This is a genomic window from Arthrobacter glycogeni, assembly GCF_054511155.1.
The window spans coordinates 154,877-168,083 of the sequence record NZ_JBTNDE010000002.1 but is presented as its reverse complement, the minus strand read 5'-3'; the positions used below and the strand labels follow the sequence as shown (position 1 = coordinate 168,083).

General features: G+C 61.3%; 22 protein-coding genes. 3 read left to right on the top strand and 19 right to left on the bottom strand.

Going from position 1 to position 13,207, the window contains the following annotated elements; all coding sequences use genetic code 11:
* Positions 1-3: 3 nt before the first annotated feature.
* The 9 genes from ACX80O_RS02335 to ACX80O_RS02295 form a co-directional block, all read right to left on the bottom strand.
* Positions 4-690, bottom strand: a complete 687-nt coding sequence (locus ACX80O_RS02335) for an HK97 family phage prohead protease (protein ID WP_459332390.1) — start codon at positions 688-690, stop codon at positions 4-6.
* A complete protein-coding gene (locus ACX80O_RS02330; RefSeq protein WP_459332389.1) occupies positions 680-2,026 on the bottom strand; it encodes a phage portal protein in 1,347 nt (448 codons plus the stop codon). The genes ACX80O_RS02335 and ACX80O_RS02330 overlap by 11 nt, the downstream gene beginning before the upstream one ends.
* On the bottom strand, positions 2,023-2,193 hold the full coding sequence (locus tag ACX80O_RS02325; protein ID WP_459332388.1) for a hypothetical protein: 171 nt from the start codon (positions 2,191-2,193) through the stop codon (positions 2,023-2,025). Before ACX80O_RS02325 ends, ACX80O_RS02330 begins: the two co-directional genes overlap by 4 nt.
* A gap of 12 nt (positions 2,194-2,205) precedes the next feature.
* Positions 2,206-3,642 (bottom strand): terminase large subunit domain-containing protein, encoded by a 1,437-nt coding sequence (locus ACX80O_RS02320; RefSeq protein WP_459332387.1) that lies wholly within the window; start codon positions 3,640-3,642, stop codon positions 2,206-2,208.
* Entirely contained in the window at positions 3,635-4,117 is a 483-nt protein-coding gene (locus ACX80O_RS02315) for a hypothetical protein (RefSeq protein WP_459332386.1), read from the bottom strand. The genes ACX80O_RS02320 and ACX80O_RS02315 overlap by 8 nt, the downstream gene beginning before the upstream one ends.
* 122 nt (positions 4,118-4,239) lie before the next feature.
* The gene (locus ACX80O_RS02310; protein ID WP_459332385.1) at positions 4,240-4,626 is read right to left on the bottom strand and encodes an HNH endonuclease signature motif containing protein; all 387 of its coding nucleotides are present in this window, start codon (positions 4,624-4,626) and stop codon (positions 4,240-4,242) included.
* Positions 4,627-4,738: 112 nt separating this feature from the next.
* On the bottom strand, positions 4,739-5,590 hold the full coding sequence (locus ACX80O_RS02305; protein ID WP_459332384.1) for a hypothetical protein: 852 nt from the start codon (positions 5,588-5,590) through the stop codon (positions 4,739-4,741).
* On the bottom strand, positions 5,587-5,925 hold the full coding sequence (locus ACX80O_RS02300; protein WP_459332383.1) for a VRR-NUC domain-containing protein: 339 nt from the start codon (positions 5,923-5,925) through the stop codon (positions 5,587-5,589). The genes ACX80O_RS02305 and ACX80O_RS02300 overlap by 4 nt, the downstream gene beginning before the upstream one ends.
* A gap of 11 nt (positions 5,926-5,936) precedes the next feature.
* Positions 5,937-6,854 (bottom strand): HNH endonuclease, encoded by a 918-nt coding sequence (locus tag ACX80O_RS02295; RefSeq protein ID WP_459332442.1) that lies wholly within the window; start codon positions 6,852-6,854, stop codon positions 5,937-5,939.
* On the opposite strand from ACX80O_RS02295, the gene ACX80O_RS02290 reads away from it, so the two are divergent.
* On the top strand, positions 6,792-7,046 hold the full coding sequence (locus ACX80O_RS02290) for a hypothetical protein (RefSeq protein WP_459332445.1): 255 nt from the start codon (positions 6,792-6,794) through the stop codon (positions 7,044-7,046). The genes ACX80O_RS02295 and ACX80O_RS02290 overlap by 63 nt on opposite strands.
* On the opposite strand, the gene ACX80O_RS02285 is transcribed toward ACX80O_RS02290, so the two are convergent.
* The 9 genes from ACX80O_RS02285 to ACX80O_RS02245 all read right to left on the bottom strand — a co-directional run bounded on the left by ACX80O_RS02285 (position 7,043) and on the right by ACX80O_RS02245 (position 10,795).
* Positions 7,043-7,357: a hypothetical protein gene (locus tag ACX80O_RS02285; RefSeq protein ID WP_459332382.1), complete on the bottom strand. Its 315-nt coding sequence runs from the start codon at positions 7,355-7,357 to the stop codon at positions 7,043-7,045. The two genes, ACX80O_RS02290 and ACX80O_RS02285, sit on opposite strands and share 4 nt — an antisense overlap.
* Positions 7,354-8,136 (bottom strand): hypothetical protein, encoded by a 783-nt coding sequence (locus tag ACX80O_RS02280; RefSeq protein ID WP_459332381.1) that lies wholly within the window; start codon positions 8,134-8,136, stop codon positions 7,354-7,356. Before ACX80O_RS02280 ends, ACX80O_RS02285 begins: the two co-directional genes overlap by 4 nt.
* A gap of 78 nt (positions 8,137-8,214) precedes the next feature.
* A complete protein-coding gene (locus ACX80O_RS02275) occupies positions 8,215-8,346 on the bottom strand; it encodes a hypothetical protein (RefSeq protein WP_459332380.1) in 132 nt (43 codons plus the stop codon).
* Between the two features lie 120 nt (positions 8,347-8,466).
* Entirely contained in the window at positions 8,467-8,823 is a 357-nt protein-coding gene (locus tag ACX80O_RS02270) for a hypothetical protein (RefSeq protein ID WP_459332379.1), read from the bottom strand.
* The gene (locus ACX80O_RS02265; protein ID WP_459332378.1) at positions 8,820-9,596 is read right to left on the bottom strand and encodes a hypothetical protein; all 777 of its coding nucleotides are present in this window, start codon (positions 9,594-9,596) and stop codon (positions 8,820-8,822) included. Before ACX80O_RS02265 ends, ACX80O_RS02270 begins: the two co-directional genes overlap by 4 nt.
* Complete coding sequence (locus ACX80O_RS02260; RefSeq protein ID WP_459332377.1) at positions 9,593-9,856, bottom strand: hypothetical protein; 264 nt, start codon at positions 9,854-9,856, stop codon at positions 9,593-9,595. Before ACX80O_RS02260 ends, ACX80O_RS02265 begins: the two co-directional genes overlap by 4 nt.
* Entirely contained in the window at positions 9,853-10,047 is a 195-nt protein-coding gene (locus tag ACX80O_RS02255; protein WP_459332376.1) for a hypothetical protein, read from the bottom strand. Before ACX80O_RS02255 ends, ACX80O_RS02260 begins: the two co-directional genes overlap by 4 nt.
* On the bottom strand, positions 10,044-10,316 hold the full coding sequence (locus ACX80O_RS02250; protein WP_459332375.1) for a hypothetical protein: 273 nt from the start codon (positions 10,314-10,316) through the stop codon (positions 10,044-10,046). The genes ACX80O_RS02255 and ACX80O_RS02250 overlap by 4 nt, the downstream gene beginning before the upstream one ends.
* Positions 10,313-10,795 carry a hypothetical protein gene (locus ACX80O_RS02245; protein ID WP_459332374.1) on the bottom strand — a complete coding sequence of 161 codons (483 nt, stop codon included), beginning with the start codon at positions 10,793-10,795 and terminating at the stop codon, positions 10,313-10,315. Before ACX80O_RS02245 ends, ACX80O_RS02250 begins: the two co-directional genes overlap by 4 nt.
* A 725-nt stretch (positions 10,796-11,520) precedes the next feature.
* Here ACX80O_RS02245 and ACX80O_RS02240 point away from each other — a divergent pair.
* A complete protein-coding gene (locus tag ACX80O_RS02240) occupies positions 11,521-12,366 on the top strand; it encodes a hypothetical protein (RefSeq protein WP_459332373.1) in 846 nt (281 codons plus the stop codon).
* A gap of 161 nt (positions 12,367-12,527) precedes the next feature.
* A complete protein-coding gene (locus ACX80O_RS02235; protein ID WP_459305259.1) occupies positions 12,528-12,752 on the top strand; it encodes a hypothetical protein in 225 nt (74 codons plus the stop codon).
* Between the two features lie 149 nt (positions 12,753-12,901).
* Here the strand turns inward: ACX80O_RS02235 and ACX80O_RS02230 are convergent, their stop codons facing one another.
* The gene (locus ACX80O_RS02230; RefSeq protein WP_459332372.1) at positions 12,902-13,108 is read right to left on the bottom strand and encodes a helix-turn-helix domain-containing protein; all 207 of its coding nucleotides are present in this window, start codon (positions 13,106-13,108) and stop codon (positions 12,902-12,904) included.
* Positions 13,109-13,207 lie beyond the last annotated feature (99 nt).

Genomic DNA, 13,207 nt, shown 5'->3' with positions numbered 1-13,207 from the left:
GTATCAGGCGCTGCCCAGAAGGGCTAGGCGGCGCCGGTAGAGGCTTAGATCCGGGTGGATGGCGTCCTGCCCGGGCTTCACCTCTTGCCGTTCCTCTGCAGGAACGGAGTCTGGGTTGAGGAGCCGTTCGCGTAGCTCCTCGGGTTTGGCTTCCCGCACGGCGCTGACGTCCATGTGGAGACGTTCGGCGAGGGAGCGCAGGCCCGTGGTGGTGTCCCGGTAGGCCGGGTTGTTTACCGGGGCGACGTCGACCAGCTGTACAGCCAGTAGGGTCCGCATGGGGAAGCCCTGGTCGGTGAAGTCCCAGTCGTCGGCGACCGTCCGGAAAGCGAACGATGAGTACCTGAGGTCTCCGCGCTTGGCCAGTTCACGGACGTCCCGGCCAGTGGTGGTATCGGGAAGGTCGATGTCGTACCGGAGGCCGGTACCGTCTACCTCGAGGCGCAGCGTCTGGCCTTCCGTGGTTCCGAGCAACTGGTTGTCGTCGTGGTTGTACCGTCCAAGGACGGGCACCAGGTCCGCGAGGGACTTGTTGAACGCTGCCGGGTCGACACGCTCGACGAATCCTCCGAGGTTCTGGGAAAGCTTGTTGAACACAGCGGCGTAACCGCTGAGCGTTCCCAGTCCCTCGTCGGCGGCACGGTACTGGACCGGCTGATTGATGTGGCGCAGCTCCAGATCACGCAGCATCGGGGGTACCTCCGTTTTGGTTGTTGAAGTAGGTGATGAGCGCGGAATCCTTGCTGAGATTTCCGCCGCCCTTGTTGATGATCTCGCGTGCCTCTTCGGCCGTGATGACCTTGCCGACGCCCAGATAGATCTTCTGAATCAGCTCGGCCAGCTGGCGGGCCTGCTGTTGTTCCTCACCGGCGTCTCCGGTCAGCTGGGATGTGATCGCTTTGGTGCCGAACCACTTCTGCCACTGTTCGATCTCTTCGCCCGAGAGCATCTGAAAGTCTTCAAATTCGCGGACCTGGGCGAGTGTGTAGACGCCAGATTCCAACCCGAGCTTGTACGCATCCATGCGGGCCTTCAGATCGCCGCGTACGTTCGCGTTGAGATTGAACTTCATGTATTGCGATGGCGGAAGCAGCCTGTTCATGTGGGTTTCCAGACGGACCGCAGGCGGCTGCAGCGCGCGCATCGTAAACTTCAGCTGGTTGAGCTCGACCGTGGAGTAGGTCAGGCTGCCACCTGACTCCCCACCGATCTCCTCGGGTGGCACCTTGAAGATGGCGGCCAACTGGTTCGCGGTCGCCTTGATTGATTCAAGGAACTTGGAGTCAGCAACACTCATGCCTAGAGACGTGTAGTCCCAGTCGTTGCCTGACACAAATACGTCGTTGTTGTGGACAGCCGATTTGAAGCGGCTCTTGACGACCGAGGACTCCATGAAGCTCAGCGTCTTCTCTTTGTTCTTCAGATGCCCAGATGGGATGCCCGAGCTGCGATAAACGTTGGACCCGAATTCCTGGGCTCGCTCAGCCATTTCTAGCTGCTGGCGGAACAAGCTCACAGGGGACAGCCCCACAACCGAGCCGGGCAGAACGTAATCCGCGATGTGCACGAGCGTCGACTTGTCCAGGCGTTGACCGTGGTGGAAGTACTCAGGTGATGGCTTCGACTCGTCAACGTTGACCGATTCAGGGTTCAGCCACTGGATCTTCTCCGGGATGCCCCACTTGTCTATGGCGACGACGACGCCGTAGGCGTTGCCTTGGAGCTTCAGCGATGTCACGTACTGGTGGATCCACTCGACCCGTGAGCCGACAGGGTTGGGATTCGGGTTGATGACCAGGCCTGGCTGGCGGGGAGTTGCCCGTGATCCATCCGATTTGATCTCTTTCACACCGACCGGCACTGTAGCCAGCGACTCCGCAATCAAGCTGGTTGCGGCATAAGCCGGCACGACATGCAGCGCACGTTTCATTGAGGTAGCCGACATGTTGCCTGTGGCGAAGCCACCCAAAACACCAGCTGTTGGATCAATCGCCCTCGTCTCGGATCGACCGAAGAAAAGGCTCACCGGTCGATCGCCTCCGTCAAACGGGCCCGGTTAGCGACCCGCCACGATACAGCCAGGCACCCCACACCGGCCACTAGGAAGGCGGCCGGCACATAGATAAGGACGAAGCCGGCCACGATAAGAGCAACTCCCAGTAGATCCAGGATGGTTGTTCCTACGTCTTTCATGTGAGCCCTTTCCTAGAGAACTGAGTCCCCGGCGTTGTAGTCGTCGGCGGATTTCTCCATGTACAACCAGCGAGCGATTGTCACCGAGTAGAGCGCGGTGATATCGGCTAGTGACTTAGGCCTACCCCAAATGAAGGCATCGCCGGACTTCAGCTTTGCCACGTTCGCTGCCGCATGATTCAGGTCGTCCGTGTTGAGGATTCGGAGGCGGCCGTCAATGACGTCGTCGAAGAATCCGCCGCACGCATCCACCCTCTGTGGCCCGGTCATCAGGATCACCTCGAAGCCCTCGGCTTCAAGGTCCTTTCGGAGTGACTTCGCTGCCCCGTTCGCATCGACGGCTACCTGGTTGCCACCGAAGCGACTGCGCAGTTCGACCAGCGTCTTGACCACCCAAGCCGTGCCGAGCTGCCGATCCAGACACTCCAGATAGCAGCGTGCCTTGGGATCGTTGGACTTAGCAGCCATACCAATGGCAGACCATTCCCGGTCGGGGTCAGTGTCCACCGTCCAGAACGGTGTCCCATTCCAAAGCACCGCGTCCTCGTCGGCGTATGTGTTCTCCCACAACTCTGTGGGAATGACCCGGTCCGGGGCTTTGGCCTTGGGCCACCAGCTGTAATAAGCACGGTAGGCGTCCTCCGGGTCGGTGGCCGTGAGGATGTCATCCATCACCGTCTGCAGAGAGATGGTGTGGGTGATCGCTGGGTGGGCGCTCAACGCCGTCTGGGGGTCTGAAGGATCAGCATCGAGCGGCGCCGCGAACTCCCAGTACATCGTTCTTGACTCGCGGCCCGAGGTGACTAACGCACGGCCGACCTCCGCCTTCCGGAGGAGATAGGCCGCGTCCAGATCACCGGCCGCGGAAAGGACGAACATTTGCGACCCGGTAACCGTGATCAATGAAGGCTTGATACCTTGCTCGATTGACGTGTCCCGGTGCGCGTAAGCCTCGTCGACATGTGCCTCGTGGAGCGTGTCACCATGTCCGGTCTTCCTACCGACCGCATCGATGCCAAGCTCAGCACCGTTGCCCCACCGGACGGCCTCCGAACCGGCCTGCCAGCGGGGACGATTCAAGTACTGGCCCAACGGCGAGCCCTTGATCGGGTTGTAGAAGTTCTTCTCCAGACGCTTCCGCGCCTTATTCCGATCCTGCGCCGTGTAAAGCATCAGCCCGTCAGCGGTCGTCATCGCCCGGTGCGTCATCTTCCCGCGGGACACTGACGTCTTCCCGCCCTGCCGAGGCAGTATAAGCACGATGTTCTGATACCAGAACAATCCAGTTTCCGGGTCGATCTCGCACGCAACAGCGAGGAAGTCCTGTTGCCAGGGCATTGGCGGGTTGCTCAGCGCCGCCATCACTCGCCCGACCGCGCCGCCGAGTGTCTTGCGAGCTGTGTTGCGGGGTGTGGCGTAGGCCGGAGCAGGGTTGTGTAAGCTACTCATCCGCTGTCGTGAGAGCGGACATATCCCAGCTGCCAGCAGCACCCGGAGCAAGCTCGACCCTGCGGAGCCGATCGAAAACGTTGAACAACCTGGTCTGCATACCGCTAACCAAGTCGAGGCGCTCCATCTGTGGCAGCTGGTCTAGGACCCGCGCGTTGTACTTCGCCAAGACGATCAGGGTGCGCTTGAACGGGGGCTCACCAATCAGGGCATCGAGCTCCCCGCAGAGAGCCCGCTCGATCTGTCCGGGCTCCGCTGACCAGCTGATCGCCGCCGAGGACGGTGTGACTTCCGGCGGCAGGTCATATTCCGGGTGAGCGTCGCCAGCTTCCTGTAGCTTCTTTGTCGCGCGGTACGCCTTCATCTTGTCCGAATGGATCCGACGACAGCCGGCGCAACGGCAACCCTTCCGGTACCCGGTCGCACTGGCCCCCGCTTTCCCATGCCGGTACGGCATCTCAGCTATGTCAGGCATCTGGGTCCCCCTTCAAAAAGTGAACTGATCGCGGCCAGCGAGCGCGGCCGGAATCGCGCTACACCGCGAGGGCGTTACACGGTAAATTCCGGGGGGAAATAAAATGGTAGCGGTGGGCGGGTCTACCGCTCGGAATTCTCTAAAAAACCCGCCTGACTTGGGCGAACGCTCTGACCGAAGCCACTGATTCCGCGGCTCGGACGCCTTTCGGTCTGCGCTGCCACGGCCCATTTCGCCTTGCGTTTCTTGTTCTCTTTGATGGTGTTGCACCGACGATGCATGGGCTGCAGGTTCCACCTGGCAGTGGGATGGCCACCATCCTCTAGCTCGATGATGTGATCGACCGTGCCCGACCACCGATGAGTGGCAGGCAGTGTCAGGTCGATCTCCTGCTGACACGGAGGCCAAGCACACACAACACCGGGAACAAGGATCGTCGCGCAGATCCGGCGCCATACCCTGCCGCCTCGGCCACGCTTCGGATCGTACTCACCGAGCCGCTGAACCATGGATCGGCTCACCTCACCACCACATGACAAAGGCCCCGCCGCTTACGCTTCGGGGCCTTCCGATGTCTCTCGGGTGCAGAACACCACCATCACACGGAAATCTACCACTAAGTCAAGGACCCTCTGCTGAGGCAGCCTGCCGTTGGCGTGTCGCAAGTCTGGCGCGGCTCAGCAACCCAGGGTTGCGCGGGCGGGCTGGACGCCTACCCTTCCTCGCCGTGAGCAGCAGCCACTGCTCCATTGGAATGGTGTGGAGCATATCCACTGTGCACTCAACCGACTGGCTGCCGTCCGCCTGGACAACGCCTTCGAGCTGACCCGGACACGGCAGCCTGTTACCAGTTCCGTCATCGACGAACTGGTGACACTGCGAGTCAACAATCGGGCGGCGGTGCACCTCGGATCCTACCGAGGCACGGACAGCATCCGCTGCCTTCTGTAGATCCTGATAGCTAAGTACCAGATGCCGGCTGCTCGGGTGCGATGCCAGATAGCTGAAGTGAGACTTCGTCAGCCACCCCGCGAGAACATCGGTGCCGTGGTCCGCGGGCAACTGCACTCGTGGCTTGTCCAAGATCAGCTGCTGCACGATAGACCAGACCGCGTCCCTCGCCAGCCCCAAAGCCTCCGAAGCTGAAAGGTCGATGGGTGCAGCCGAGCCGCCGTCCGAACCGGACCGCTCACCGCCGCCCCTAGATCGTGACGCCACCAGTGCATCCTGCAAGTCCGCCCACATCAACTCAATGACGTAGAGGTCGTTCCACATCAGGTTCCTGCAGCCGTGGCACATGTTCGTCCCCACCTCAGCCGGGGCCAGCTGCGGTGGTTTCGCGGCCGAATGGACAGCACAGTTTGCCGGATACGTGGTTGCTTCGACCGCCAGCGAGAACGGCAGCAGCGCGAGCCTGCCCTCCACCCGGTACCGGTACTCCATCGCCAATTCCTCGGTGGTTGGTTTCGTCATGCTGCCTGTCCTCTCAGCTCACGCTGGATACTCTCGCTCGCCCAATCCTCGGGCCGGCGGATGCCTACAGTGATGCCGACCGCAGCGAGTGCAGCCAGCCAAGTCTTTTGGTCCTTCGTCGGATAGCCCTTGGCGCTCTTCAATTCCCAGATGATGAACCTCTTGCGGACGGGATGGACTAACACCAGGTCGGGCCAGCCCTTCTGAGAACGCCGGCTGTCATGGGTGTGATAGACCAGCCAGCCGAGCTCCTCAGCGAGCTGGACGATCTTGTCCTGCAGCTGGGCCTCGGTCCACTGGTTGCACATCCAGAGTCGGTACTCGCTGGCGGTCATGCTCGGGAACCTCATGTGTTCTCCCGGATGCAGATGCGGCAGGGCTGTTCCTCGTGGTGGATATCGCAGGTTGTCTCATCGACGGCCGATCGTTTACCTGACCATCCGTACCAAGGGGAACCATGCTCACCCACAGCAGCGACAGGAGGTGCATCGCCAGCATTATGTGGATTGGAAGACTGGGGTTGAGGTGTCTGGGCTTTACCGGTCCCACGCCTTCTGTTCCTGGGCTTAGGCCGAGGAGGTGCCGGCTGTCCCGGCGGTAACCCTGTAGAAAGACTTACCCTGCCCTGCCCTACCCCAGCCCTGCCCCCGCGCTCACCCTGCCGCGCGCGCCCGAGAAGACTTTCGGCGTCTGATATCACCGTTGATTTCTGTTTGATATCAGATTGATTTTCGGGTTTGATCCGGGCCGAGGAAGCGGTCTCAGCGGCAGCATCAGCTGGCGAGACCTTTTCGGATGACGCTGCGGCGCGCGGTGCGGGGAGCAGCGTCATGCCTGCTTGCTCGGGAGTTCTGGCCGCCTTTTTACGGTTGCAATCCCAGCAGGCGAGTACGACGTTGGTCGCTCCGGTTGCCTTACGCGGGTCGACGTGGTCCATGGTCGGACGTGTGTCCGACTTTTTGTCTGCCCGTAGAAGTTCCCGCGCACAGTATCGGCAGCGGCCGCGAGTGGGGTTGGATGGGTCGTCGGTGCAGTCCCTCGCCCAGACGGCGGCGATGAGCTCAGCACTCTTGAGTTCCTTGCTCTTGTCCCGCTTCACTCTGACCGTGTCGCCCCGGGCGTAGTTGAGGGCGAACCAGTCGTGGAAGAGGTAGGTGCAGGCGGCGACCGATGGGCAGCGTTCACACTCGTGGGACTCAGCGTGCCAGAGCCCTGCGGCGACCAGAAGGTCGGCGAGCTCTCGCGCGAGATCGTAGTTAAGCATGATGCTGACAAGATCCTCGATCGACACAACGCCATCGCTGAGGGAAGCCTGGCAGAAGCTGCCGGCCATCGACCACATGCCAAGCGCAGCAGGGCCGCGCAGGTCACCGCGGAGAGCAGTGCGGATCAGCTGCTGAGCTTTTCGGTTCGCCTGCAGCTGATCATCAATCATGAAATAGGGCATGAGCGTTAGGTGCCCTGCTTTCGGTCGAGGATCCGCTGAACCAGCTGCTGGCCTTCGGCATCGGCCAGCATGCCAACAAGGATTGTTTGGTCTTGAGGCGGTGGCATGAGCTGGAATTGTGCCTGGCGCTGCTCCCGTTGGGCTCCGAGGAGTATGTCTGCCGCCCTCGACACGGCAGCGCCAAGTCTCACTTTGAAGTCACGGAACCAGCGGACAATCTCTATCAGCCCATTTACTTTTTTGGTTGCTCTCCTGGAGGCAGCACGGTGTTTCATCCGCGGGAAGTTCGCGGGTGTCCTGGTCAGTTGGCTTCGGCTCACAAGTCCTCCTCCGGCGCTCCAACTACGTGCAGCCCGGTGCCGTGCTTGAGTAAGTCGCTGACGTTGCTTCTCTCCATGGCATAGGCGATCTCGGGCAGCCGGTCGTACCAGCCCCTCCGCCATTCCTGGAGCTTCGCGGCCAACTCGGTTTCATCCGAAGCGCGCACCGGCATAAGCAGACCGAGGAATGACTCACCGCAGGCGATCAAGATCTGGGAGACTTCCCCAGTTGGCTCGATGAGGAGTGGTTCGTTGTAGGCCGCGGCGGCCGAGCTGAAGAGGCGTAGGTACTTGCCGGTCGTCGCGATCCGATCGGGGACCTTCACATCGGCGGTCAGCGCGCTGATCAGGCGGTTTGCCCACTTCACCGGGAATGGCTCGCCCTGCTCGTGCGGGATCTGGAACAGCTTGCCAGGGAATAGGCCGGCTACGTCGAGGAAAGTGAGGCTGTCCTCTTCGACCGTGATCCTCAGACACTCGCCCATCTCGTCCTCGGGTTGCTTCCCACCGGATTTGAACAGGCCGAGCAGCTCTTTCGCGACGTCGGGGGTTAGCGTGAAGCTGTCCTTATTGATGTCGCCGGTCAGCCCGTCCACTTCCCACACCGAGGTGATGGCGTGGCCTAGCGTGTATCGGTTTGTGGCTGTTACGAATAGGTTGGTATCGGTTGCGGTGAAGTTGACGCAACAGATTGACGGGACGTTCGTATCCGTGCTCGCGTGAGGGATGACTGCCTGCAAGGCCTTGCGCAGGTCGAGAGTGTTGACGTCTAGGATCACGAGTGTTCCTTCCTGATATGGTCCGTGACCATCGTTGCCACGGGGTGAACATATAAGCAGTGGGGACAGCGGTTCGGATCAGCCATCCATCTCCCGGTCCTCTTCGAGTCGCGTGCCGTCGAGTAGATCGAGGAATCCCAGATAGCCGGGTTGTAGCGGTCCGCAGATGTTCTGGTGCCACCAGGATCGAACGGCTCTTATGACTTTCATCGGTTTGTACTCCTCTGGATCGTGCGTTCGTCTTTCGGGTGGCAGGGACAGTTGCGCTGTTTGGAGCAGGTGCCGAATGGGTTCCAGCAGCATCCGCGAGCGCACCGCGTCAGCATGGTTTCATCGGATCCGCTCGATTCCCCAGAGCAGGTCATCGGGCCCAAGGATCGGTAGGTGGCAGATAGCGCACCGCAAAAGGTGATGAGAGCAGACGCCCAGGGCGAGGACCTTTTCCAATTGGCCCCTGGATGCCGCACGGATCGAGCGGAGGTGTTCCTCGCAGACCAGAACCACCTCAGGGCACATCCCGGATAGCGACGTACTGTGCACCTTGAAGGACCACTCAGCAGGCGCCGTGCACTTCGCCTGGCCCTTCAGCGCGCGAGGGAACTCCCCGAAGTCGCACGGAATCTCGAAATCTGCGAGCGCGGTGGTGAGGTCGTTGGTTCGGGTGGTGTCTGAGGGTTGGATGGTCATTGGTTGGCCCCGTTCCGGTTGCCGCGGCGCTTTAGGTAGGCGTCGACGCCGCGGCGGTTCGCTGCGACTTCGTCGTGGGGGTCTGTGGTGGTGGGTCCGGTGATGAAGCTGCTGGGTGGCCCGGATCCGAGGATGGTCGTTTTCGCGGCTTGCGTGGCGATGTCGGCTAGATTCGCTACCGGGGATCCGGGTTGGGCTGGGATGAGTGTGGGGATTGGGGTGGTGTGTGTTGCAGGCAGGGGCAGGCTCTGTGCTGGCATGCGGGAGAGCGGGACGTACTCGGCGTGCTTGGTGGGGCGTGGTGGTTTGGGCTTTGGGACGACGCTGGCGGTTGCCGGCGCGCGCGGGGCCGCTACCGGAGCGGCTACGGGGGCGGTTGCAGCCTGGTTGCCGGTTTCGTCCCCGGATTTGTGGCCGGTTTTGTGGCAGGCGAAGCAGGTCCCGTCCTTGTGCCCCATGGTTACCGTGCCTGGGTGGTCCTTCGCCTTGAGGGCGGCTTTCCTGGTCGGGCGGTTGCACTGTGGGCAGGTGGCCAGGTCAGGGGTGCGCTTCGGCTTCCGTTTGGGTTCGAATACCTCGAAGTTAGGCAGGCGACGTGAGGGCCGGCTGTGTCGCTGCAAATGGACCCAGACGCATGCCGCGCGGACGGCGTCCGCCTGGGTCGGGAAGGTCGTGGCGACGTCGGACGCGAACTGGGCGTCCAGGTGCAAGGTGATGCACCACGACTCCAGGCTCTGGAAGACCACCGCGCGCGGATAGGCCAGGGCGGTCATGCGAAAGCCCTTAGGACGACGCGGACGCGACGGACAGAGGGGCGAGGCTGGCCCGACGCCGTGACCCTGGCCACCAGGTCATGGCGCCCCCAACGGTGAATAGCCGTCTTCATGTTTTTCGCCGAGCTGTAGCCGATCCGCTCGGCGATCAGGTCTTCGGGCACGTCACTGGCCACTAGGAACTCGACGTCCTCAATGGTCGACTCCCGTCGCTTCCTCGGCCGCGGCGGACGGGCCCCGGGCTCAGGCAGCGGGCTCATGGCTGATGTCCGGTTTCGCTGACGAATTTGAGGGCGCCGGCGATCATGAGGACGCTTCCGAGGATCTGCGCCCCGTTGCCGGTCGGGGCGAGGAGCTGTCCGGTCAGCAAAATGATCAGGAAGCCGCCCAGGACGAGCGTCGCGGAGAGCAGTCTGCGGTGCGCGGACGTGAAGCGGGTTGCAGGGTTCACAGCAGGGCCTCCGATGATCCGGTGTTCTGTTTGGGGTCGCTGAGGTAGTAGGAGGCGACCAGCTCGCCGTCGACCATGATCTGTCCGGCGCTGGAGTCAATGTCGATGCGCTTGGCCGTTGTCCAGACCCCACGGACGAATTGCGTCAGCTGGCTGCAAAGCTCGCTCTTATTGCGGTAGTCCAAGTGGGCCGGACGGTTGAAAAGTTCGGTTGGCTTCCCGTTTCGGACAACTACGTGCGCGTCTTTCCGGGTGCGGTAGGCGCTCATTTGCGGTTGCCCCGGCCTGCCATGACCGACGGCGTCGCGACGGCCCCGCCGCGGGTGTTGGTTTTCACCACGGATTCAATACCGAGCGACCCCGGCGTCGGCTCGGCTTCCTGCTCTGCCGTGCTGGCGGCTGCCACCTTCTGTCGGTATCGATCCGCCGCGCGCCGCACGTCCTGGGTGAGCGCCGACAGTTGCCCCTGAGTGATTGCCCAGACGTAGTCAAGGTGCTCGGCCGCGGCGACGGTCTGGCCGGTGCGATCGAGGCTGCGTAGCGTGCTCACCGAATGAAGTAGCCACTTGAGATTGTCGGTGCACTCAGTGAGGCGGTGGTTGCGGCGAGCGATCTCCACAGCACTCTTAGCGTGAGCGTCCTCAAAGGCTTTCAGCCCCATTGCGGGATTGATATCGAGATCCTTCGCACCGAGATAGACGTTGAAAGGCAGCGAGATCGGCGGTGATTCGTCGGCTGGACCGGGCATAGCGGTATCCTTTACTCGATTCAAGAGCCAAGTGATCTGTGCGAACGGGCTTGGCTTTTGGGTTGGTTACGGCGGCTCAGCAGACTTCTTGGCGGATAGGGTGCTGGGCCGCCGGTTTACTTACTGGACAAAATTTGGGGTGGCCGGTGGAGAAGCAATGGGGGAACCCCTTCACCGGCCGGACTCCCGCATGGCGGTCTCAGGACCACACGGGAGAATCTAAGTACAGCGCGGTATGTGGTCACGCACTGCAAGGGGCATCGTGTAAATCCCGATGCCCTCCGTGATCGTCACCTGGCAGCTGGTGCAGTCCACCGAGAACAAGCCATCCACTGACGGGCAAGGCCACACAAGAAAGCCAGGGTGGCCGACACGGCCACGACTGGAGGAGGGCCGTTGGGGGACGCCCTCCTCCAGCCGTGCCAGCAGCGGCGCATGGCTGGGGGACATCGCGCCGCTCTTCCCCGCTCCAGCAGGAGCCTGTGGAAGGAAACCTCCCGCTGGAGACGTCTTTGACTTCCGCGCAAACCGGACAGCGACACGGCACGCGGTGAACCATAGGAACAGGCGGATCATGATGCGGCCTCCTGCGAGCGCGTGGGCTGCGTGGTTTGGCCGGCGGGAGGCGGTGGGGGACAGCCTCCCGCCGACCGTGGTTCTCCGCCTGTAGGGTCAATGGTCACTACACCCGCACCAGAAGGTGCACCTACAGAGGGAGAAGATTTGTGGAGGAACTGGACCCGGACGACCCGTTCCCTATCTCTGAGAACGTTCGGCGAAAGTACTACTGGGCGGTACGTCACCTCCGTCAGTTGGAGAGTGAAATCGGGGAACTCAGGAGCAAGCACATATACGACTCCGTCCCGAACGCCCACACATACTTTCTGGACGAAAAACTCGTAGAGATTACCTTCACGGCCAAAGTCCATGAACGCGCCCCGGAACACTGGGGCCAGATCATCGGCGATATCGCCAGTGCGCTCCGCTCCACCCTTGACCAGGCTGTAATCGACCTCGTAAGCCGCTCGACTGACTTGGGGCCATCGGACATCAAGAAACGAAGCTTCCCGATCATTGGCATTGAAGCCGACAACTTTGAACGGGAATTCGCCAAGGCTCGGAAGAAGCAAATTGCCGGCCTCTCTGAGAAACAGATCGCGGTCATCAAATCCGTACAACCCGTCAAACTGGAACTGAACCCCATCCGCTGGAGTGAGACTCTCGCCGAGATCTCGAACGTCCACAAGCACAGAGGATTCCTCGAAGTCGGGCACATCGCAATGCTGAAAAAACTGAATCTGGGATTTCCCGCTCAAGTCCTGGAGTTCAGCACACCCCGCGTAGCCCTTGAAGATGGCACTTATTTGGGACGGGTACTCTTCTGGGACACTCCCCGAAAGACAGAAGGACACCTCGAAGTTGAGGGCCAAAGCCTGGAAACGCTCAAAGGTGTTCCCCTTCCGGACCACTCGCCTATAAGCCAGGTCCTGCAGGTACTGCTGAATCACGTCTACGAGACGCTCTGCAGGCTCGCTGAAAGCGACCCGGAGAGCAACATCATCTATCCCTAGCAACGCAGGCTTCATGATGCAGCCTCCTGCGAGCGCCCGGGGGGTGGGTAGCCGGCGGGAGACTGTTGGGGGTCGTTTCCCGCCAGCCGGTGTTCTCCGCCTGTAGGGTCAGAGGTCTCTACACCCGCACCGGTTGGTGCACCTACAGAAGGAGAAGTTTCATGGCGACTGGCAAGGTGATCTACGACGGTCAGGAGTTTTTCGTCGATTCCCCGGAGGCGTTCCAGGAGTTCCGGCAAGGCGTCCACAACATCGTTTACACCAATGGCGCACGAGTTATCGACCTCATGACTACATTCGGTCCGGTCGGGCTGATGATCAGCCGTCACGTCCCGGTCCAGATCGTGGAGATTGAGAGTTACGCCGTTGAGGACAGCGTGCTCTAGCGCTGTGGCAACCCGCCCGATCGCTTGGTAGATCGCCAGACCGACCTTCAGTTCAGGGCGGCTGTCGATTGAAGACTTCGCGATCGGGTAGGGGAGCCGCTGCCGACGCGGCCGAATCTGCGGGCCATCGGCCGCTTCGTTCCACGAGCTCATGAAGCAGCCTCCTGCGAGAGCTCGGCCTCACCAAGAGCGTGGATGTCCTCGACCCGAAATATGTACGCTCCGCGAATGCCTGGGAGCTTGCGTTCAGGCTTCAGCTCGTCTCGCTCAACCTTTCGGATGATGCTGCGGACGTTCGTTTTCAGCAGCTTTGCAGCTTCCGCTGTCGTAACTAGCTCTGCGTCAGGAATGGGCATATGTCAAAGGTAAGGGCACCTTTTGCATATGTCAAAGGTTGGCAGAAATGAATAATTCTGAACCATGCCCAAAATTGGTTGTGGACAATCTCTAGAACT